17 protein-coding genes are annotated in these 20,953 nt (G+C 74.4%); 11 read left to right on the top strand and 6 right to left on the bottom strand.

All coding sequences use genetic code 11. The annotated features are described in order from the left end of the window. Positions 1-33: 33 nt before the first annotated feature. Positions 34-879, bottom strand: coding sequence for an SMP-30/gluconolactonase/LRE family protein (locus ABZ915_RS08085; RefSeq protein ID WP_361797636.1), 846 nt, complete (start codon positions 877-879; stop codon positions 34-36). Then, positions 876-1,649, bottom strand: a complete 774-nt coding sequence (locus ABZ915_RS08080) for an IclR family transcriptional regulator (RefSeq protein WP_361797633.1) — start codon at positions 1,647-1,649, stop codon at positions 876-878. The genes ABZ915_RS08085 and ABZ915_RS08080 overlap by 4 nt, the downstream gene beginning before the upstream one ends. 133 nt (positions 1,650-1,782) lie before the next feature. Between ABZ915_RS08080 and ABZ915_RS08075 the strand changes: the two genes are divergently transcribed. Continuing rightward, the gene (locus ABZ915_RS08075) at positions 1,783-2,349 is read left to right on the top strand and encodes a hypothetical protein (protein WP_361797630.1); all 567 of its coding nucleotides are present in this window, start codon (positions 1,783-1,785) and stop codon (positions 2,347-2,349) included. A gap of 17 nt (positions 2,350-2,366) precedes the next feature. Here the strand turns inward: ABZ915_RS08075 and ABZ915_RS08070 are convergent, their stop codons facing one another. Beyond that, positions 2,367-3,197, bottom strand: coding sequence for an oxidoreductase (locus ABZ915_RS08070; protein WP_361797627.1), 831 nt, complete (start codon positions 3,195-3,197; stop codon positions 2,367-2,369). A 121-nt stretch (positions 3,198-3,318) separates the two neighbouring features. On the opposite strand from ABZ915_RS08070, the gene ABZ915_RS08065 reads away from it, so the two are divergent. Beyond that, positions 3,319-4,221 carry a LysR family transcriptional regulator gene (locus tag ABZ915_RS08065; RefSeq protein WP_361797624.1) on the top strand — a complete coding sequence of 301 codons (903 nt, stop codon included), beginning with the start codon at positions 3,319-3,321 and terminating at the stop codon, positions 4,219-4,221. On the opposite strand, the gene ABZ915_RS08060 is transcribed toward ABZ915_RS08065, so the two are convergent. Next, a complete protein-coding gene (locus ABZ915_RS08060) occupies positions 4,218-5,114 on the bottom strand; it encodes a hypothetical protein (protein WP_361797621.1) in 897 nt (298 codons plus the stop codon). The two genes, ABZ915_RS08065 and ABZ915_RS08060, sit on opposite strands and share 4 nt — an antisense overlap. Before the next feature lie 147 nt (positions 5,115-5,261). On the opposite strand from ABZ915_RS08060, the gene ABZ915_RS08055 reads away from it, so the two are divergent. The 8 genes from ABZ915_RS08055 to ABZ915_RS08020 all read left to right on the top strand — a co-directional run bounded on the left by ABZ915_RS08055 (position 5,262) and on the right by ABZ915_RS08020 (position 18,504). Continuing rightward, positions 5,262-6,362, top strand: a complete 1,101-nt coding sequence (locus ABZ915_RS08055) for a MerR family transcriptional regulator (protein ID WP_361797769.1) — start codon at positions 5,262-5,264, stop codon at positions 6,360-6,362. Between the two features lie 70 nt (positions 6,363-6,432). Then, positions 6,433-7,914: an acyl-CoA synthetase gene (locus tag ABZ915_RS08050; RefSeq protein WP_361797618.1), complete on the top strand. Its 1,482-nt coding sequence runs from the start codon at positions 6,433-6,435 to the stop codon at positions 7,912-7,914. After that, the gene (locus ABZ915_RS08045) at positions 7,907-9,334 is read left to right on the top strand and encodes a carboxyl transferase domain-containing protein (RefSeq protein ID WP_361797615.1); all 1,428 of its coding nucleotides are present in this window, start codon (positions 7,907-7,909) and stop codon (positions 9,332-9,334) included. The genes ABZ915_RS08050 and ABZ915_RS08045 overlap by 8 nt, the downstream gene beginning before the upstream one ends. 107 nt (positions 9,335-9,441) lie before the next feature. Next, complete coding sequence (locus tag ABZ915_RS08040) at positions 9,442-9,846, top strand: CU044_2847 family protein (protein WP_361797612.1); 405 nt, start codon at positions 9,442-9,444, stop codon at positions 9,844-9,846. After that, positions 9,843-11,510, top strand: coding sequence for a trypsin-like peptidase domain-containing protein (locus ABZ915_RS08035; protein WP_361797609.1), 1,668 nt, complete (start codon positions 9,843-9,845; stop codon positions 11,508-11,510). The genes ABZ915_RS08040 and ABZ915_RS08035 overlap by 4 nt, the downstream gene beginning before the upstream one ends. Before the next feature lie 24 nt (positions 11,511-11,534). Further along, complete coding sequence (locus ABZ915_RS08030) at positions 11,535-12,557, top strand: MoxR family ATPase (protein WP_361797606.1); 1,023 nt, start codon at positions 11,535-11,537, stop codon at positions 12,555-12,557. Continuing rightward, the gene (locus tag ABZ915_RS08025; protein ID WP_361797603.1) at positions 12,547-17,361 is read left to right on the top strand and encodes an SAV_2336 N-terminal domain-related protein; all 4,815 of its coding nucleotides are present in this window, start codon (positions 12,547-12,549) and stop codon (positions 17,359-17,361) included. The genes ABZ915_RS08030 and ABZ915_RS08025 overlap by 11 nt, the downstream gene beginning before the upstream one ends. Positions 17,362-17,466: 105 nt before the next feature. Continuing rightward, the gene (locus ABZ915_RS08020) at positions 17,467-18,504 is read left to right on the top strand and encodes a rod shape-determining protein (RefSeq protein WP_361797600.1); all 1,038 of its coding nucleotides are present in this window, start codon (positions 17,467-17,469) and stop codon (positions 18,502-18,504) included. A gap of 21 nt (positions 18,505-18,525) precedes the next feature. Here the strand turns inward: ABZ915_RS08020 and ABZ915_RS08015 are convergent, their stop codons facing one another. Both ABZ915_RS08015 and ABZ915_RS08010 read right to left on the bottom strand, forming a co-directional pair. Next, positions 18,526-19,464 (bottom strand): anti-sigma factor RsbA family regulatory protein, encoded by a 939-nt coding sequence (locus ABZ915_RS08015; RefSeq protein ID WP_361797597.1) that lies wholly within the window; start codon positions 19,462-19,464, stop codon positions 18,526-18,528. Continuing rightward, positions 19,461-19,772: an STAS domain-containing protein gene (locus ABZ915_RS08010; RefSeq protein ID WP_361797766.1), complete on the bottom strand. Its 312-nt coding sequence runs from the start codon at positions 19,770-19,772 to the stop codon at positions 19,461-19,463. The genes ABZ915_RS08015 and ABZ915_RS08010 overlap by 4 nt, the downstream gene beginning before the upstream one ends. A gap of 307 nt (positions 19,773-20,079) precedes the next feature. Between ABZ915_RS08010 and ABZ915_RS08005 the strand changes: the two genes are divergently transcribed. Then, positions 20,080-20,766 (top strand): ANTAR domain-containing protein, encoded by a 687-nt coding sequence (locus ABZ915_RS08005; protein ID WP_361797594.1) that lies wholly within the window; start codon positions 20,080-20,082, stop codon positions 20,764-20,766. Positions 20,767-20,953 lie beyond the last annotated feature (187 nt).

The following is a 20,953-nucleotide window of genomic DNA, read 5'->3' as shown; positions in this document are numbered from 1 at the left end:
CCGCCGCTGCGCCCACTCGGGCGGCAGCCCCGTTCAGCCGCTGAACGCCGGTTGCGCCAGCCCCTTCCCCGCCCCCGGCACCACCAGCACCGACCCCGACAGCGGATGCGGCGCCGCCAGCCCGGTCCGGGCGGTCGTGATGTAGAGGTCGGTCAGGTCGGCGCCGCCGAAGGCGCAGGCGGTCGTACGCGGAGCCGGCACCGGGATCACCCGGTCCAGCTCACCGCCCGGCGTGTACCGCCGTACCGCCCCGCCGTCCCACAGCGCCACCCACACGCACCCGTCGGCATCCACCGTGAGCCCGTCGGGAAAACCGGCGCCCTCCTCGATCTGCACGAGCGGACGCCGCCCGGACACCCGCTCCCCGTCGAAGTCGAAGACGTCGATCCGCCGCGTGGGGGTGTCGATGTAGTACATGAGGCCGCCGTCCGGGCTCCACCCCGTGCCGTTGCTCACGGTCACGTCCGGCAGCACGGTCGTCGCGGCGCCGTCCGCCGCGAACCGGGCCAGCGTGCCGCCGCCCGTGGCCTCGTCGTAGCGCATGGTCCCCGCCCAGAGGGATCCGTCGGGCGCGACCGCCGCGTCGTTGGCGCGCCGGCCGGGGACCGGCTCGTGGTGCAGCCAGCGGAAGGCGCCGTCGGGGTCGAGCAGACCCACGCCGTCCCGCAGGTTGAGGACCAGGCCGCCGCCCGCCCGGGGCTTGACCGCGCCGACGTGCTGGGGTGCCGTACGGACCGTGCGCCGGCCCGACGAGGGGTCGTAGGTGTGCACCCGGGACTGGAGGATGTCGATCCAGATCAGGCGGCCGGTGGCCGCGTCCCAGGTCGGCCCCTCGCCGAGCTCCGCCTCGGCCCGTATCGCGACCTCGTACGCCGTCATGCCACGCTCCGGTGTCCGAGCCGCTCCGACAGCTCCGCCGCGCCCTTCGCCGCGAGCTGCTCCAGCTCGTCCCGGCGGTCCTCGCTCCAGCGGATCATGGGCACGGAGATGGACAGGGCGGCCACCACCTGCCCGGTGCGGTCGCGCACCGGTGCGGCGACACAGGACACGTCCGGGTTGGACTCGCGGTTCTCCACCGCGATCCCCCGCTGCCGGATCTCGGCGAGAGTCTCGCGCAGGGCGCCCGGATCGGTGATGCTGTTGGGGGTCATCGCGGCCAGCTCGGTGCCGTCCGGGACCCGCAGGGCCAGCTCCGGCTCGGGCAGCGAGGCCAGCAGCATCTTGCCGACCGAGGTGCAGTGGGCGGGCAGCCGGCGCCCGGCCGCCGACACCATGCGCACCGCGTGCGTGGAGTCGACCTTGGCGATGTAGATGACGTCGGTGGCCTCGAGGATCGCCACGTGGACGGTCTCGTCGCAGGTCTCGGCGACCGAGCGGGCCACCTGCTGGCCCTCGGCGGCGAGGTCGAGCTGCTCGGCGTAGCGGCTGCCGAGCTGGTACGGGCGTACACCGAGCCGGTAGCGTCCGGGCTGGCCGGTCACGGGGACGATGTACTGCCGGGCGGCGAGCGTGGTGACCAGCTCGTGCACGGTGGTGCGCGGCAGCTGGAGCTTGCGCACGATGTCGGGGGCGGAGAGCGTCCCGTCCCCGTCGAGGAAGAGCTCGAGAATGTCGAGAGCCCGGGTCACGGCAGGTACGAGGCGTCCCATGTCCGGCCCCCTCCCTTGGGTCTCAGCGTCTGCGTTCGAGATTTCAACAGACGATCGGCATGACGAACACAGGCTAGTCATGGAGAGTTGCCTGGGCAATGGGCGGGAACAGTTACGCGGCACCATGGGTCCCATGCACCTCGACTTCCAGCTCGTGCTGCTGCGCCGTATGGCCGACCACAACCCGGACCTGGTGGAGGACGCCCGCCGGGAGCTCGGCGTCTCCGTCGCCCAGATGCGGGAGGCCAACAAGAGGTGGCAGGCGATGGTCCGCTCGCCCCGGTCCCGGGCGGCGGCCTCGCGCTACCGCTCCGTCCTCGGTCCCCCGGAGTCGGAGGGCAAGCGCACCATCGGGGACCTGGAGTGCCGGGTCTGGCAGTGGCCGCTCCCCCTCTGGCCCGGCCTGCGCTTCGAGGTGATGGTCTCGCCCGAGGGCGCCGTCTGGAACGAGTGGCTGGTCCGCGCCCCCGGAGCCGAGGGCCCCGCCCTGCGGACCGTCGAGGACCTCACCCCCTGGTCCTGCACGGTCGACGAGGCGGCCCGCGCCTTCCCGCCCGCCCGCCCCCTGGAGGGGAGCGCCCCGACCCGCTGGGGCCTCACCTTCACGGCCCCCGACGCGCGGGGCGTACCCAGGGAGGTGGTCGCCGAGTTCACCTGGGGACTGCTCCAGCGGACGGCGGTCGCCGGCCCGGACCGCTGAGCCGGAGCACGTGCGGGTCAGGCGTCGAACGCCGTCGCCCTGGCCTGCTTCTCCCAGGCGGTGACGTCCTCGCGGACCTGCTCCAGGTGCCCCAGGACGGCACTGACCGCGTCCTCGCCGAGCGGCAGCCGCAGCGGGGTGTGCTCGGCCTCCAGCGCGGCCAGCACGACGGTCGCCGCCTTGGCCGGGTCGCCGGGCTGCGTACCGTCACCGCCGGCGACGGCACCGCGGGTCTCGCTCACCCCGGCGTACACCCCGCTGTCCGCGCTCACCCCGGCCCGGCCGGTGCCGAACAGCGAGGTCCGGAACGCTCCCGGCTCCACGATCAGCACCTTGATGCCGAACTCCCGCACCTCGTCCGCGAGCGCCTCGGACATGCCCTCCAGCGCGAACTTGGTCCCGCTGTACGCCCCGAAGCCCGCGAAGGACATCTGGCCGCCCATGCTGCTCATCTGCACGATCGACCCCGAGCGCCGCTCCCGCATGTGCGGCAGCACCGCCCGCACCAGGGCCGCCGGACCGAAGACGTGCAGGTCGAACAGGTCGCGCAGCTCCTGGTCGGTGGTCTCCTCGACGGCCCCGACATGCGTGCGGCCCGCGTTGTTGACCAGTACGTCGATCCGCCCGTGCCGCGCCACCACATCCCGCACGGCCGTCTCGGCCGCGCCCGGCCCGGTCACATCCAGGCGCAGCGCCTCCACCTGGTCCGGATGAGCGTGCACCAGGTCGTCCAGCGCCTCCGGGCGCCGGACCGCGCCGACCACCACGTCACCAGCCGCGACCGCCGCCTCGGCGATCGCCCGCCCGAAGCCGCTGCTCGCCCCGGTCACCAGCCACACCTTGTTCACGGCCACTCCTCGTACGTCGTTGTCTTCGCACACGTCCCGGTCCGCAAGTCCGCACCGACACGGTCCAGCCTGCTGCCGCACCCGGTTGCCCGTCCAAGACCCACGGTGATAACCAATGGTTATGACGGTGGACGTGCACGCCCGGGACCTGCGCTACTTCGTCGCGGTCGCCGAGGAGCTGCACTTCACGCGCGCCGCGGAGCGGCTGTACGTCTCCCAGCCCGCGCTGAGCAAGCAGATCCGCGCACTGGAACGGCAGCTGGGGGCGGAGCTGTTCGTGCGCGGCCGGCACGGGGTGACGCCGACGGCCGCCGGCGAGGCGCTGTTGCCGCACGCCAGGCGGGTGCTGGCCGCCTGGGCGGAGGCCGCGGCCGCGGTGGAGGCGGCCAAGGCGGCGCAGCGCAGCACGCTCGTGGTGGGCATGAGCACGAGTCCGGGCCGGGGCGGGCTGCTGCCGGCCATCCGCTCCCGCTTCACCGCCGCGCACCCGGAGGCCACCACCCGGCTGCGTCAGGTGAGTTGGGAGGACCCGACGGCGGGACTGGCGGACGGCGCCGCGGACGTCGCCTTCGTGTGGCTGCCGCTGCCCGACGAGGAGCGCTACGGCTGGACGGTGGTCGCCGAGGAGCCCCGCCTGGTCGCCCTGCCCGACACCCATCCGCTGGCCGCCCGCGCCGAGATCGACTTCGCCGACCTGATGGACGAGCCGTTCCTCGCCCTGCCGGAGGACGCGGGCCCGCTGCGTGACCACTGGCTGGCCCTGGACGCCCGCGCGGGCCGTCCACCGCGTGTCGGCGCGGAGATCGCCGGGGTGGAGGAGACGTACGAGGCCCTGGTCGCGGGCCTCGGCGTGTGTCTGGTGGCCGCGGGCAACGCTCCGCTGATCAGCCTGGGCGGTGTCACCACCCGCCCCGTCCGGGGCATCGGCCCCAGCCGCTACGCCCTTGCCTGGCGCCGCGAGGACGAGCACCGGCCACTGGTCCGGGCGTACGCGGAGGCGTGCCGGGGCCCGGCCGCGGACTAGCGCCGCACGGAGTTCTCGCCGGCCGCCGTCAGGATCGTCTCGACCACCCTCGGCACGGATTCCGGGTGCAGGAACAGGAAGAGGTTCGGCTCGACCAGTTCCAGCTCCATCACCCGGGGTTCCCCGTCCGCCCCGTCGACGAGGTCCACGCGCGCGTACAGCAGCTCCGGGGCGTCCGGTACGGCGGCCAGGGCCCGCTCGGCGACGGAGAGTTCGGCCGGGGTCGGGGTCCACGGCTCCAGGTCGGGGTGGGCCACCTTGTCCGCGTCGTAGGCCGTGCCGGGTGCCAGCACCGCCCGCTTGCGGCTGGCGTGCAGCAGCCGGCCGCCGAAGAACTGGAGCGCCCGCTCGCCACTGACGTCGATGTGGGTCAGGTACGGCTGCACCATCGCCGTCAGCCCCTCCGCGTGCATCCGGGCGAGCTGCCGCAGGGCCGTCTCCCGTTCGGCGGGCGTGTACCGGGCGGCGAACCGGCCGCCCGCGCCGAAGGTGGGCTTCACCACGAAGTCCCGGTCGCCGGGGAAGCTGTCCGCGGTCACCGCGTCGCCGGGTGCGAGGTACCGGGTGGGGACCACGGGCACGCGGGCCGCCGCGAGGTCGCCGAGGTAGCGCTTGTCGGTGTTCCAGCGCACGACGGGGACCGGATTGGCCAGGCGGGTCACCTTCGCGCACCGCTCGGCCCAGGCCACGAACTCCTCGGTCCGCCAGCTGTAGTCCCACGTCGACCGTATGACGACCAGGTCGAAGCCGCTCCAGTCCGTGTCGGGGTCGTCCCAGGTCACGGCCACCGCGTCGGCCCCGGCCGCGCGCAGGGCCCGCACCAGCTCCGGCAGATCACGGTCCTTGCTCGGCTCCGCTCCGGGGTCGTAGGTGGCGAGGGCGATGCGGGGCACGGCGGGCTCCTTCGGGGCCGGAGGGACAGCGGCCCCCGCAGGCTAACAATCTTCGCCGCAACCGAAACAGGCCGTTGACCTTCCCCGTCGGTGAAGCCCCAGCATCGGTGGCGGGAACCGGAGGACCCGGAGAACTACGAGGTGCACATGGAGATGCTGACGATCGGCGCCTTCGCCAGGGCGTCCCGGCTGTCGCCCAAGGCGCTGCGGCTGTACGACGAGCTGGGGCTGCTGCGGCCCGCCCGGGTCGACCCCGGCACCGGCTACCGCTACTACGCGGCCGAACAGCTTGGGCGGGCCCGGCTCGTGGCCTGGCTGCGGCGGCTGGGGATGCCGCTGGCCGGGATCCGTGAGGTGTGCGCCCTGCCGCCGGCCGAGGCCGCGGGCGAGATCCGCGCGTACTGGGCCCGGGTCGAGGCGGAGACGGCGGTACGGCGGGATCTCGCCGCGTTCCTGGTCGACCATCTGTCGGTCGGCCTGTCGACGGAGTCGAGGAAGGACACCACCATGCTCGAACTGCGCTACAGCGCCCACACGGACACCGGTCACGTCCGGCCCGCCAACCAGGACACCGTGTACGCGGGCCGGCGGCTGCTCGCGGTGGCCGACGGCTACGGCCCGGCGGGCGGACCGGCGAGCGGCGCGGCCGTGGACGCGCTGAAGTTCCTGGAGGGCGCGGACCTGTCGGCGGGCGGGGTGCTGAACCTGCTGGAGGACGCGGTGCAGGGCGCGGGCCAGGCGCTCCAGGACCTGGCGGCGGGCAGCTCTCCGGGCGCGGCCGAGGAGGTCGGCACCACCCTCACCGCACTGCTGTGGACGGGCTCCCAGCTGGCCCTCGTACACATCGGCGACTCCCGCGCCTACCTGCTGCGGGACGCGGAGCTCTTCCGCATCACCCACGACCACAGCGTGGTCCAGACCCTGATCGACGAGGGCCGCCTGACCCCGGAGGAGGCCGCCAGCCACCCGCAGCGCGCCCTGCTCGCCAAGGCCCTGACCGGCACCGCGCCCCCGGCCGCCCCGGACCTCCGGCTGCACGACGCCCGGCCCGGCGACCGGTACCTGCTGTGCTCGGACGGCCTGTCCGGTGTCGTACCGGACGACGGCATCCGGCGCCTGCTGGCCGACGGCCCCGACCCGGACCGCGCCGTGCACGCCCTGATCGACGCGGCGAACGCCGCCGGCGGCCCGGACAACGTGAGCTGCGTGGTGGCCGACGTGGTCGAGGAGACGGGAAGCCTGGTGTAGGACGCGAGGAGCCTGGTGTAGGAAGGGGGTGTTGGTGCCGAGAGCCCCCGACTGTTAAGGAGTGCCCCGCGTGTCCTCCCTCTTTCCGGCCCTGGCGGGCGGTTCGGGCGAGCGTGTCGCCCTGCGGTTCGGCGACCGGTCGTTGACGTACGGGGAACTGGGTGCCGCGGCGGGCGCCGTGGCCGAGCGGGTCCGGGACGCGGGCCGCCGGGTCGCGGTCTGGGCGACGCCGGAACTGGAGACGGCGGTCGGGGTGGTGGGCGCGCTGCTCGCCGGGGTGGCCGCGGTGCCGCTGAACCCGAAGTCGGGTGAGAAGGAGCTCGCGCACATCCTCTCCGACAGCGCGCCCGCGCTCGTGCTGGCCGCGCCGGGCGCCGAACTCCCGGCCGCCGTCGCCGGCTTGGGGCGGGTGGACATCGACGTGCACGGCGTCGGGACCGTCCCCGAGGACCGTACGCCCGAGGGCGACCCGGCGCTGATCGTGTACACCTCCGGCACCACCGGCCCGCCCAAGGGCGCGGTCATCCCCCGCCGGGCCGTCGCCGCGACCCTGGACGCGCTGGCCGACGCCTGGCAGTGGACCGGGGACGACGTGCTGGTGCACGGGCTGCCGCTGTTCCATGTGCACGGGCTGGTGCTGGGCATCCTGGGCCCGCTCAGGCGCGGCGGCTCGGTACGGCACCTGGGCCGGTTCGGCACCGAGGGCGTGACCCGGGAGCTGAACGAGGGCGCGACCATGCTGTTCGGGGTGCCGACGATGTACCACCGCATCGCCGAGGCCCTCCCGGCCGACCCGGAGCTGGCCAAGGCGCTCGGCCGGGCCCGGCTGCTGGTGTCGGGCTCGGCCGCGCTGCCGGTGCACGACCACGAGCGCATCGCGGCGGCGACCGGGCGGCGGGTGATCGAGCGGTACGGCATGACGGAGACGCTCATGCTGTGCTCGTCCCGGTGGACACCCCCGGACCCCCGGCCCAGCGTGCGGGCCGACGGGGAGCCGCGCGCCGGGACGGTCGGCGTGCCGCTGCCGGGCGTGGAGCTGCGGCTGGTGGAGGAGGACGGCACGGAGGTGGGCGCGTACGACGGGGAGACCGTCGGCGAGATCCAGGTGCGCGGCCCGAACCTGTTCACCGAGTACCTGAACCGGCCCGACGCCACCGCCGGCGCCTTCACCGCGGACGGCTGGTTCCGCACCGGCGACGTCGCGGTGCGCGAGTCCGACGGGTACGTGCGGATCGTCGGCCGCAAGGCCACCGACCTGATCAAGAGCGGCGGTTACAAGATCGGCGCGGGCGAGATCGAGAACGCCCTGCTGGAGCATCCCGGGGTGCGCGAGGCGGCGGTCACCGGGGAGCCGGATCCGGACCTGGGCGAGCGGATCGTGGCCTGGATCGTCCCGACGGACCCGCAACAGCCGCCGTCCGCCGAGGAGTTGGCCGATCACGTGGCCCGCCGCCTGGCTCCGCACAAGCGTCCCCGGGTGGTCCGCCACCTGGACGCCCTGCCCCGCAACGACATGGGGAAGATCATGAAGCGGGCGCTGGGCGATGCCTGAACGCCTGTCGGCACGGGCGATGCTCGACCTGGTCACCGACGACGACACCTTCACCGAACTCCCGTCTCCGATACGGGAGTACACGCCGGACGGCCCCCTCTCCTGGCAGGGCTACGACGCCTCGCGCGCCCGCGCCGCCGCACGTACCGGCGAGCGGGAGTCCGTGGTGTGCGGCACCGGGAGCGTCGAGGGCACCCGGGCCGTGCTGATCGCGTTCGAGTTCGGCTTCCTCGGCGGCTCCCTGGGCGAGCGCACCGGCGACCGGCTGGAGGCGGCGTACACCCACGCCCGCGAGCACCGGCTCCCGGTCGTTCCGCTGGTCGCCACGGGCGGCAGCCGGATGCAGGAAGGCATGCTCGCCCTCACCCAGCTCCAGCGCGTGGCCCGCCAGTCGGTGCTCACCCGCGAGGCGGGTCTGCCGCAGATCGCGGTGCTGCGGGACCCGACCACCGGCGGCGGCTGGGCCACTCTCGGCGCCGGCGCCGACGTGATCCTCGCCCTGCCCGGCGCCCAGGTCGGCTTCGCCGGCTCCCGCGTCCGCCCACCCGACGCCGACCCGGCCGCGTACACGGCCGAGGCCCAGGTGACGGCGGGAGCGGCCGACGCGGTGGTGCCTCCGGCGGAGCTGCGGGGGGTGCTGGGACTGTGGCTGCGCCTGCTGGCCGGTGGGCCGGCGAGGCAGGGGACGCCACCCGGACCACCCCGACCACTCGGAGCCGCGGGCGAACCCGGTGCCCCGCAACCGCCGTCCCCGGCCGGCGTCGAACCGGCCCCCGTCCCCGCCGCGCTCGGGGCCACCGGCCTCCCCCGGACCGGCTGGGCCGCCGTCCAGCGTGCCCGTTCGCCCGAGCGCCCCCGCGCCCAGGCCTATCTGGACGCCTGCTTCACCCGCCGGGCCGCCCTCTCCGGCGACCGCTGCGGCGGCAGTGACCCCGACGGCATGCTGTGCGGCTTCGGGGAGCGGGACGGTCGTACCGTCGCCTACGCCGCCCAGACCGGCGCGGCCACCCGCCCCGCCGGATACCGCACGGCCGCCCGGCTGGTGCGGCTGGCGGACCGGCTGGGCATCCCGGTGCTGACGCTGGTGGACACGCCGGGCGCGGCGAACGACGCCGAGGCCGAGCGGCAGGGTGCGGGCGCGGCGATCGCGGACCTGTTCGGCGCGGTGGCCGCCGCCCGGGTCCCGGTCACCACCCTGGTCGTCGGCGAGGGCGGCTCGGGCGGTGCGCTCGCGCTGGCCGCGCCCGGCAACACCTGGGCCACACCCGACAGTTACTTCTCGGTCATCGCCCCGGAGCTGGCGGCCGCGATCCTCAAGCGCGCGCCGGAGGAGGTGGAGGCGACCGCCGAGCAGCTGCGCATCCGGCCGCAGGACCTGCTGGAGCTGGGGGTGATCCGGGGCATCGTGGATCATCCCTGACCCCCGCCGCGCCCGCGGGCGTGACGCGGAACCCGGGACACCGCCGGTCGGCTTCCGCCACAATGGAGTTGACGCGGGATCAGCATGACGGGGGAGCGAGCGGCGCCATGAACAGGCTGGTGGAGTTCAAGACCGAGGACGGCGCACTCGTCGTCGTGGAGACCGCGGAAGCGGCGACCGGATCCCGGCTCGTGTCCCGCGGCGAGGGACCGGCCGCGCAGACCGCCCGCACCTTCGAGAGCGCCCTGGACGGTGTGCGCGCGGCGGCCCAGTCCGCGCTGCGGGTCTTCCGGGACGGCGCGCTGCGGCCCGACTCCGTGGAACTGGAGTTCGGCGTGAAGCTGAGCGCGGAGGCCGGCGCGGTGATCGCCAAGGGCGCGGCGGAGGGCCAGCTGGTGGTCCGGCTGAGCTGGACGCCGGGCCCGGGACCAGAGGGATCACAGGGTTCACAGGGTTCAGCGGAGCGGACGGCCGCGGTGCCGTCGGCCTCGGAGCCCTCCAGCCGGTCATGAGCCGCGCTGCCTGGCATGTCCGGATCGAGTGCGGGGGCGAGGTCGGGGCGGGCTTCCTGGTGACCCGCAGCAAGGTGCTGACCTGCGCGCATGTCGTGCGGAACCGGGACTGGGCGCAGGTGACCGTCGTCTTCCCGCACCGCAGGGAGCTGGGCGAGGTGCCGGCGCAGGTGATCGTCCACGGCGGCTGGCGGGACGACAAGGACCCCGGCGACCTGGTCGTGCTCCAACTGGACCGGGAGGTACCCCTTCTCCCGGCCAGGTTCGCCCCGCCCTACGCGGCGCACGGCAGCCCCACACCGGAGCTCGAGGCCTACGGCTTCCCCGCGGGATACGACGAGGGCTCCATCGCCAAGTACCGCGCCGTGTCCGACACGCTGATCGCCGACCAGTGGGTGCAGCTGGAGGCCGCCCAGGCCCACGGGCAGCCGCTGGCGCCCGGTTTCAGCGGCGCGGCGGTGGCCCTCCCCGACGGCCGGGTGGTCGGCATGATCACGCAGAGCGCGGCCGAGCCGGACGTGCGGGTCGGCCGGATGCTGCCCACCGAGGTCATGGCCCGCTACTGGTACCACCTCGGCAAACTGGTCCCCCCGTCCCACACCGGCAGCCCGGACGCGACCCGCCGGCTCTACGAGCTGGTGGAGCGGGCGGAGGGCGCGGGCCTGGCCTGCGACCCGGCCCGGATCTATGTGGCCGCCGTGGGCCGGTTCGGCCCGAAGCCGCCCCCGGAGAGGTTCGCGTCGCTGCGGTCGGCGGCCCGGCACGTGCACTGGGAGGTCGACGACCCCGAGGCGGTGACGAGGTTCGCCGACCAGCTGGAGGAACTGCTGGACAGGCCGTCCGCCTCCCCGGCCTCCGTCTGGTCCCCGATCCTCGTCGAGCTGGAGCGCAGCGGCGAGGGCCACGACCGGGTGACCGTACGGGTGTCCGCGTACCGCGACGGGCTCCGCCACCCCGTGGGGACGGCCCGGATGCCCCGGGCGGAGGTGGAGGCCTACGTCCAGAAGGGCATAGACGACGCGTTCACCCACCTGGCCCCCGGCACCGACGAGTTGATCACTTTCGTACTGCCGCGTGAGTGGCTGAACGAACCGGTGGCGCACTGGGAGTGCGGCCCCGACGACTCCACTCCCCTCGGCTGCGCCCACCCCCTCGTCGTGGCGGACCGCCAGCGGTACGGCAGCGGCCGTATGCGCCACCAACTCACCAAGAAGTGGCAGGAGTTGCAGGCCTGCGGAGGAACGCTCGCCCTGCACCGCGTCGACTGCGGCAGCCAGGAACGCTCGCCCAGCCTGCGCAAACGGCTCCGCGCCGAGGAGGCGAACCTGGCGGGCTACGCCACCCCGCCCTCCGCCGCACCGGACGGCCGCTTCGCCGTAGGGCTCAACGCCCCCGTCCCGGTGCTCCTGTGGCGGCGCGAGGCGGGCTGCCCCGATGCCGCACACGACTCCCCCTGCCCGGGCACCGCCTTCCTCGACGCGCTCGCCGAGTACGTCGACGGCGTCCAGCCCGCCGAACTCCCCCGCCACATCCAGTGGTTGCGTGAGGAGGCCGACGCGGACGACGCTCCCGGCCGGCACTGGGCGAGAGACGTCCAGCTCCTGTGGGACGACCCGCGCTGCTTCCCCCAGCCCACGGCCAGCCTGCACTCCCCCGTCGCCTGAGCCGCCCCAACGGAGAAGGAACCCATGCCCCTGTGGCCCGTGTACACCGGCACCGAGGAGCCGCACGACGGCATCACCGAGCTGCCCGCTCCGCCGCCCTGGCGGGCCTTCGACGGCGGCCCCGAACTCGCGACGCCCGCCGAAACCGCCGACACCGCGGCCACCTCACCCGACCGCACCCACCGCGCCGAGACGTACCAGGCCACCACGCAGACCGTGCAACTGGTCAACGCGGCCCTCTACCTGCGCCGCCCGCTGCTGGTCACCGGCCCGCCCGGCACCGGCAAGTCCTCGCTGGCGTACGCGGTCGCCCGTGAGCTGAGGCTCGGCCCGGTGCTCCGCTGGAACATCACCAGCCGCAGCACCCTCCACGACGGCCTCTACCAGTACGACCCCCTCTCCCGCCTCTACGCGGCCCGCCAGGCCACCGCCCTCGACGCGGACGCCCCCGTCCCGGAGTCGGGCATCGAGGACCACCTGCGCCTGGGCCCCCTGGGCACCGCCCTGCTGCCCTACGCCCGTCCCCGCGCCCTGCTCATCGACGAGATCGACAAGAGCGACCTGGACCTGCCGAACGACCTGCTGAACGTCCTGGAGGAGGGCCAGTACGAGATCCCCGAACTGGTCCGCGCCTCCCGCCACTCGCCCACCGCCGAGGTCATGGTCGCCGGCACCCACGAACGCGTCCCCGTGGAACGCGGCCGGGTCCGCTGCCGCGCCTTCCCCTTCGTGGTCCTCACCAGCAACGGCGAGCGCGAGTTCCCGCCCGCCTTCCTGCGCCGCTGCGTCACCCTGCGGCTGCGCCAGCCCGACGACCAGCACCTCGCCGAGATCGTCCGCGCCCACCTGGGCGAACCGGACGCCGACGCCCAGGCCCTCATCACCCGCTTCCTCTCCCGGGTCGGCGGCGGCGACCTCGCCACCGACCAGCTCCTCAACGCCATCTACCTGGCCCGCTCCGCCGATCTGGCCCCGGAGTCCCTGAACGAGCTGGCCGAGCAGCTCATGCCCTACCTCGGTGGGGCCGGGCAGGCAGATGCCCTCTGATCCCTCCGCCGCCTCGGCGCCCCTGGCCCGCCTGGCCGACGTACTGGCCAGGGCGGCCGGCGGGGTGCGCCCGACACCGCTGGAGCTGGCGGAACTGCTGTGGCTGGCCCGGCAGCTGGAGCCGGCGGGCGGGGAGGACGGGCAGCCGGCTCCGGCCGCCCCGGAGTCCACGAGCACCGCGGACGCCGAGGAGGAACGGCCCGACGTCCCGGAACCCGCACCTCCGCGCCCCGAGCCGGAGCACCCCCCGACGGAGCCGGAGTCCCCCCGCGCCCCACTCCACCTGCCGGCCGCGGGCACGCCACCGGGCCCCTTCGCCTCCCTGCTGGCCCCGGCACCGCCGATGCTGCGCCACCCCCTGGCCCTCCAGCGCGCCCTGCGCCCCCTCAAGCGCCGTACCGACGCCCCGGTCGGCCACCGCCTCGACGAGCACGCGACCGCGGACCGCATCGCCCGCCTCGGCGCCGCCCCCGAGTGGTGGCTCCCGGTGCTCCGCCCCGCGCGGGAACGCTGGCTGCGGCTGAACCTGGTGTACGACACCGGTCCCACGATGCCCGTCTGGCGCCCCCTGATCCGCGAACTGCACACGGCGCTGGCCCAGTCGGGGGTGTTCCGCACGGTCGACGTGTACCGCGCGGCCCCCGACGGCACGGTCCGCGGCGACGGCGCGCAGGTCCCCGCCGACGGGCGCACGGTCACCCTCCTGGTCAGCGACTGCATGGGCCCGCAATGGCGGGCGGGCGAGGCGGCGAGGCTCTGGTACGGCACCCTGCGCCGCTGGGCCCACCGGGTGCCGCTGGCGGTCGTCCAGCCCCTGCCCGAACACCTGTGGCGCGACACGGCGTTGCCCGCCGCCCCCGGCCTGCTCTCCGCACCGTTCCCGGCGGCTCCTGCGGCGGCGCTGACGTTTTCGCCGTACGAGGAGACCGAGGAGACAGCGGCGGCCGACGGGGCCGTACCGCTGCCCGTGCTGGAGCCCGGACCGAGGTGGCTGGCGAACTGGGCCGGACTGGTGGCGTCCATGGGCGGCGCCCGATTCCCCGCCTCGGCGGCCCTGTTGGACGGCCCCCTGGGCCCGGACGACACCGAGGAGCGCACGGACGTCACCCGGCTCTCCGCCGAGGAACTGGTCCTCCGCTTCCGTGCCACGGCCTCCCCGGAGGCGTTCCGCCTGGCCGGCCACCTCGCCGTGGGCCGCCCCGATCTGCCCGTCATGCGGCTGGTGCAGCGCGCGGTCGAACCGGATCCGCGGCCACAGCATCTCGCCGAGGTGATCCTCAGCGGCATGCTGACCGCGACCGAGGGCTCGCCGGGGTCGTACGCCTTCCGTCCCGGGGTCCGTGAGCTGCTGCTGCGCGGACTGCCCCGGTCCGCACGGGGGCGGACCACGGAACTGCTGGCCCGGGTGGGCGAGTTGATCGAGGAGCGGGCGGGGGCGGCGCCCGGGGAGTTCCATGCGGTGACGCCGACGGAGAGCGGGGCGGACCCGGCGGGGGCCGAGGCGGACGGGGACGCGTTCGCGACCGTACGGCCCGAGAGCGTACGGCAGTTGTCCGGAGGTGCGGCGGGTGCTCCGGCGGTGCCGCGGGGGCTTCGGGCGCGGTACCGGCTGGTACGGCGCATCGGTTCCACCGGGTCCGTGTGGCAGGCCGAGGACACCGACGCGGACCGGATGGTGGTGCTGCGGCTACACGGGACGATCCCGGATGCCGCGGGGCGAAGGGCGTTCCTGCGCGACGCGGAGCGGCTGAAGGCCCTCGCGCACCCGAACGTCGTGGCCGTCCACGACTTCGGGATCGAGGAGGACGTGCCGTACGTCGTCATGGACCATCTGGAGGGCATCGCCCTGAACAAGCTGGCGGCCCCCAACGGCTACCGGCTCCAGGTGGCGCTGACCGTGCGTGTCGGACAGCAACTGGCGCTCGCCCTCAAGGCCGTCCACGACGCGGGCGTCACCCACGGCGACCTCGGGATGTCCCGGGTGATGCTCCTGCCCGACGGCGAGATCAGGATCAGCCTCTTCGCACCGGGCAGTACGTCGGGCCCGTCGGGACAGGCCGAGGACCTGCGGGCGCTGTGCGAGATCCTGTTGCTGCTGGCGTCGGGGACTTCACGGCCGACGGTGCCCCTGCGGCCGGAGCAGCTCGGCCATCTGCCGGCCAGTCCTGCCCGGACGTATGCCCGCGCCCTCGACCTGCTGATGTCACGACTGCTCCGGGAACAGCAGCGAGGCAGGGACATGCTCACCCATCGGATGTCCCGGTTCTCGCACCGGCCCGAGATCCACCGGTACCGCGTCCTGGGCCCTGTGCAGGTGGAATTCCACGACGAGATCCTGTACTTCTCCCCGCTCGTACGGGCCACGCTCGCCATCCTGCTGCTCAGGCACGGCCGGCTCGTCACTCACGACGAGCTCACCAGAGGGTTGTGGCGCCCGGGGGACGCGCCCCACGACGCGCCGGCCGCCCTGGCCCGGATCGTGTCCCGGTTGCGCGGCGCTCTGGGGCCGGGGGTGCTGGCCACGACCCTCGACGGCTGCGCCCTGCACACCAGCGTCGACGGTCTCGACCTGGTCACCTGCGAGGAACTGGAACGGCAGGCCACGACACTGGCCGAGCAGGGCGACCTCGCCGCCGCCCGCGAGCGCATCGACCGGGCACTGGCCCTGTGGGACGGCCCCGAGGCCCTCGCCGAGGTCCCCGGCCCCGCCGCCCGCACCGCCCGCACCCGTCTCCTCCAGCTCCGCCTGGCCCTGCACCGCAAGCTCGCCGAACTCGATCTGGACCTGGGCGAGTACGACCGCACGTCCACGCACCTCACCGAGCTGCTCCGGTCCTACCCCTCCCGGGAGGACTTCCGCCGGCTCCTGATACTCGCCCTGAGCCGCCAGGGCCGTGGCGAGGAGGCGCTGGAGGCGTTCGAGGAGTACGAGCTGTCCGGCGGCCGGAGCCCGGAGCTGCTGACCCTCGGACGGGAACTGCGCGAGGAGTACGGCGAACCGGAGGGCCCCGCCCCGGCCCATGAGCACGGCGACTCGGCTCCCGACGACTTCACCGCGGCGTTCGACGAGCACTCCGAGGGCCCTTTCCCCACCGAGGACGAGCTGCCGTCGATCTTCTCCGCGCAGGAGGACGCGGCGGCGGAGACCCCGCTGCCGCAGGACGACGTACCGGAGAGCCTGTTCGCCGAGTCCGTGTCCGACTACCGCACCATCGTCCACTACGACTTCGCGGACGGCCCCCGGGACCGGGAGACCCATGCCGCACTCGGCCGGGCGGTGGCGCGCTTGCTGACGGCGAGCCGGCTGGCGCTGGGGTACGAGTACGAGCTGGTCGCGAACGACCTCGGCTACTCGGTCATCGTCCCGGCGGGCGTGTCCGCGCGGCCCCTGCTCGTGGCCACCGTTCAGCAGCTGCCGCACCGGATGCACGAGCTGGACGGCGCCCGGCTGAAGGCCGTCTTCCAGTGCGTCTGGGCCGACGGATGGACCGAGGGGCCCGACGAGCAGCGGGTACGGCGCGCGCAGAACGCGGCGGACGGCATCATCGCGGTCCCTCCCCGGCTCCGGGACGAGCTGGCCGCGGCTCGCGGCAATGTCGGACCCAGCCCTCTGGCGGAGGACCCGGCCGACGGGTTCTACTGCCTGGTCCCCGTACCGCCCGAGTCTCCCGGGAGCGCCTTCCGGTCACCACTCCAGGGCCCCTTCCGGCTGCCTCCCCGCGCGCCGCTCCCCGAGCCCGCCGGGCGGACCAGGACGGTCGTCTACACCGGCCCGGACGACGCGCTCGGTCTCACCCGGTCCCCGGACGCCACCGGTTACTACGAGGTCGACCTCACCGAGCGGCGGCTGGAGCTCGCGGACAGCGCACCGGCCGCGGACGGCGTGACCGTCTTCGAGGTCACCGGCGAGGCGGTGTGGCGCGTCACCGACCCGCTCGAGGCCACCGCGCACGCCGACGGGATGACACCGCCCGTCGTCCTGCGGAACCGGCTGCGCTCGCGCCTGGCCCACGTCGTCCTCAACTACCCGCCCACCTGGATCGTCCATGCGGAGGACGAGCTCGGCGCCGGACCGGGCGAGGACGCCGTCCCCGGGTGCACGGTCCGCTGGCGGCTGTCCCTCACCACGAGCCGCCGTCCGCATCCTGCTCCACAGAAGTGGCGAGCGACGGACGAGCTCGTCGACGCACTCGGGAGGGCCGAAGCCGTCCTCTTCGGCTTCGACGGCACGCTGGCCCGCCTCTTTCCGGGGAGCAGCGCGACCGAGGCCGTGCGGGAACTGCTGCGCGGCCTCGATGTCCTGGACGCGCCCTCCATGTCCCACCCGCTCCAGCTGCTCCACGCGTACCAGCGGCACCCCGCGCAAAGAGAACTGCGCGAACGGCTGGCCGCGCTCGAAAGGGCGGCCACGCCGCATGCGGAGCCCGTGCCCGCCGCCGATCTGCTGATCCGCACCCTGGCCGATCGGGGGAAGACGGCGGCGGTGGTCACCGACTGCGACGGGAAGGCGGTGATGTCGTATCTGAACCGGCGTCGGCTCATGGCCTGCCTGCCCGGCGGGGTCCACGCACGCGACGACGGTGAGTCGCGGCTGATGCCCGACCCGCACGGCGTGCGCCGGGCCCTCGTACAGCTCGGTCTCACCGACCGCCGGAGCCTGATGATCGTCTCCAGCCGGGCCGCGGCGGAGGCGGCCCAGGCGGCACGGATCCCCTTCGTCCGGGTCGGCGGCGGACGAGCGATGGTGGGCGGCCTGGTCAGCGACGGCCTCCTCCCCCTCCTGCAAGCCGCCCAGCAGCTCTGAACCCCGTTCAGCCGCACCCCCCACCCGGCCCCCTTAAAAAGGCGCCCGCCCCCGACGCCCGCGCAGGATGCACAGAGGAAGCCCGCGCGCTCGGAAGGATGTGCCGTGACCGTCAGTCTGGAGCAGTTGCGCCGCTGCCATTTCGCCGTGGACATGGGGGCGGCCCGGACCCGTGTGTACGTCAAGGGCCCGGGGCTCGTCGTGGACGAGCCGTCCGTCGCCGCCGTGAACACCCGGAGCGGCTCCCTGATCGCCGTGGGCGAGTTCGCGCAGCAGATGACGGGGCGGACACCGGACTACATCCGGGTCGTACGGCCCGTCTCCGGCGGTACGGTCGTCGACATCGAGATGGCCCAGCGCATGCTGCGCCATCTGCTGGGCGACAAGATGCGCCGCAGTCTGCGCCGCAGGCCCCGGCTGCGGGCGGCGGCCTGCACCCCGCACGACGCCGATCCGCTGGCCCAGCGGGCGACGATCGAGACGCTGGTCGGGCTGGGTGCCCGGCGTGTGGAGCTGGTGGACACGCTGATCGCCGCGGCCGTGGGGTGCGGGCTGCCGGTGGAGCGGCCCGAGGCGACCATGATCATGGTGTGCGGGGCCGCGGCGACGCAGGTCGCCGTGCTCTCCCTGGGGTCGATCGTCACGGCCCAGCGGATCCCGGTGGGCGGTGAGGCCGTCGACCACGCGATCGTGCAGCACCTGCGGCACGCGCACGCGCTGATGCTGCCCAGCCAGTCCGTACGGCCGCTCCAGCTCGCCCTGTCCGGCAACGGCCTGACCGCGCACGGCCCGGCGTCCGCCGAGATCCACGGGCGGGACGTGGTCACGGGCCTCGCCCGCAGTGTGCGGGTCGACACCGCCGCCGTGCGCAACGCCATCCAGACCCCGCTGACCGCCGTGCTCGACGGCATCGGCAAGGTGCTGCGGAACTGCCCGCCCGACCTGGTCGCCGACCTGGCCGACCGCGGGATCATGATGGTCGGCGGCTCCGCGCTGCTCCCCGGCTTCGACCAGATGCTGATCGAGGCGACCGGCATGCCGGTGCAGATCGCCGAACGGCCCGAGATGTGCGCCATCCAGGGCATCGGCGCCATGCTGGAGGGCAGCATCGAGCCGCTGGTGCTGGATCCGCTGGCCGCCTGAGGGCCTCGCCGGGCGTGCCGCCTACCGCGCCAGCGCCAGGTAGCAGCGGATCGTGGTGCCGTCCTCCCCCGTGTGCAGCCGTACCAGGTCGGCCACCAGGTTGACCAGCAGCAGGCCGCGTCCGCCGCGCTGGTCGCGGCTCGCGGGCCGGCGGCCGGCCAGCGGGTCGGTCAGCAGGCCCTTGTCGCGTACCTCGCAGACGACGTACCCGCTCTCGGCCCAGACCCGCAGACGGCCCGAACCGCCGCCGTGCACCGCGCTGTTGGTGGTCAGCTCGGCCGTGATCAGCGCCAGGTCCTCCAGGCGGACGCCGGTGAGACCGAGCCGGGCGCCCTCGGCGGTGGCGGTGTGCCGGGCCTCGGAGAGGGTCTCCTCGCCGAAGTGGAAGGACAGCCCGTCGGGGGCGGCCGACAGCGGCTCGTTGTAGCGGGCGACGACGGCTTCGGGGGCGTACGCGTCGCTGTTCCGGCCGGCGGTGGCGCCGGCCGGGATGACGGTCGGGTGGGTGGCGTACGCGTCCGCGAGGACCTGTTCGTCGAGACCCACGGTGTCGTACGGGCACAGGATGGTGACCTCGCGGTCCTGGAACGCCGCGTTGATCAGCGCCTCGTGCTGGACGCAGGCGGGGTACTCGGTGGCGCTGCGGCCCGCCCAGATCGGCTCGCCGATGATCCGGACCCGCCGGCCGGGCGGCTGGGTGTCGGCGAACGCGCGCAGCACGCCGGGGATGATGCGGCCGGGGTTGCGGCCGGCCTCGCGCATGTCCAGGAACCGCACGGCCGCGGCGTCGGGGCCCAGTTCGTCCTCGATGAGCCGCAGGTTCTCGCCGGGGACGGCCACCGCGACCGGTTCGCCGCCGGCGAGCCCGTCCCGGATGAAGGGGACCGTGCCGGCGAGGTACTGCCGCTCGTCCGCGTAGAACAGCGCGGGATGCAGGAACGGTTCGGCCACAGCGGTCATGACGTCGACACCTCGATCGCCCGGAGGCCGGGCCAGAACAGTTCCAGCAGCCGCGGCAGGGCGGCCGGCGGCCGGTCGACGACGATCCGGCGGCCCTCGCGGAGCCGCTGGGCGGCGCCCGCGAGCGCGTCGACGCCCGCGACGTCCACGAACGTCACCGCGGAAAGTTCCAAGTAGTACACGTCCTCGTCCTCGTGAACAGCCTGCTCCAGCGCGTGTTCCCAGATCCCGCGCGTGGCCAGGCCGACCTCGCCCACCGCCTGTACGCCGATCCGGCCGGACAGCGGACGGACCCGCAGTCGCGGCACCTGTGCCGGTGGCGCGGCGCCGCCCGGCGGGGCGTGTCGCGCGGGCTCGGGGATGCTCACGCCGTCTCCTCGTCGGTCAGGGGCGCGGGTGCCCAGTATGGCGCCGTCGTCACCACCCCGATCCCACGGCCCGCCGGGAATCGCCGGTCCCCTTCGCATCTTCTCCTTCTTCACTCCGCACCGGGTGTGCCCCGCCGCACAAGGGGCACCCGCGACTTGAGTTGCGCCTCGACGCGGCGCACACGCGGTGCATCCACGCGAGCACTGTCCGGGAGACGAACAAGGGCGACGGAACAAGGACGGAGACATGACCTCAGCGGCACGCGCACCTCTTTCCCGGCGGCCGGCCACGCTGGTCATCGAGTCCTGTACGGAGCCGGACAGGGCACTGCTGACCCCCCACGGGGAGCTCGTCCGCGGCTGTGCCGACATCCTCGCCTCGACGCTGGCGGCCCTGCCGGCGGGTGTCTTCCGGGTGGAGCTGGACATGTCGGCGGTGGTCTTCATGGACACGGCCGGGCTGGAGTTCCTGGAGGTCCTGAACGGGTACGGCCGGCACCACGGCGTCCCGGTCTCGGCCACCGCCTGGAACGGGCAGCCGCGCCGGATCCTGGAACTGGCGGGGCTGGACACCGCGGACCCGCTGCACAGCCCCGCTCCGGAGCCGCCCGCCCCCGCTCCCGGTTCCTCGGTGGTGTCGCGTGAGCGTGCGGAGCGGATGCACGTCCTGGAGGCGGAGATAGACCAGCTGCGCCGGGCGATCGTGTCCCGTCCGCTGATCGACCAGGCCCGGGGCGTCCTGATGGCCACCCATGCCTGCACGTCCGACCAGGCGTGGGACATCCTGCGGGAGACCTCCCAGCTGTCCAACACCAAGCTGCACACCGTCGCGGCGGCGGTCACCGCCACCACCACGGCCGACGGCCCGCCGTTCCCGGAGGGCCTGCGCGAGGCCCTGCGCGCGGCGCTCACCCATCATCGCGCCGACCGGTGATCAGTACGGCAGGAGCCGTCCCGACGGCGTTCTGCGGTCGATCTCCTGGCCCCGGGGCGCTGCGGGCCGGCGGCTGACACGAACACGGATCCGGCGTTCCATGACGCCCTCCTGATGCCTCGTACTGCCTCGAACCTGCTGCCCCAAGCCTCGCCCTCGCGCCCGCCGGGCACATCGCCCGCACGGA

This window comes from Streptomyces sp. NPDC046915 (genome assembly GCF_040644935.1).
GTDB lineage: Bacteria > Actinomycetota > Actinomycetes > Streptomycetales > Streptomycetaceae > Streptomyces.
Note: the sequence above shows the minus strand (reverse complement) of the source record. Positions and strands in the feature narration are given on the sequence as shown.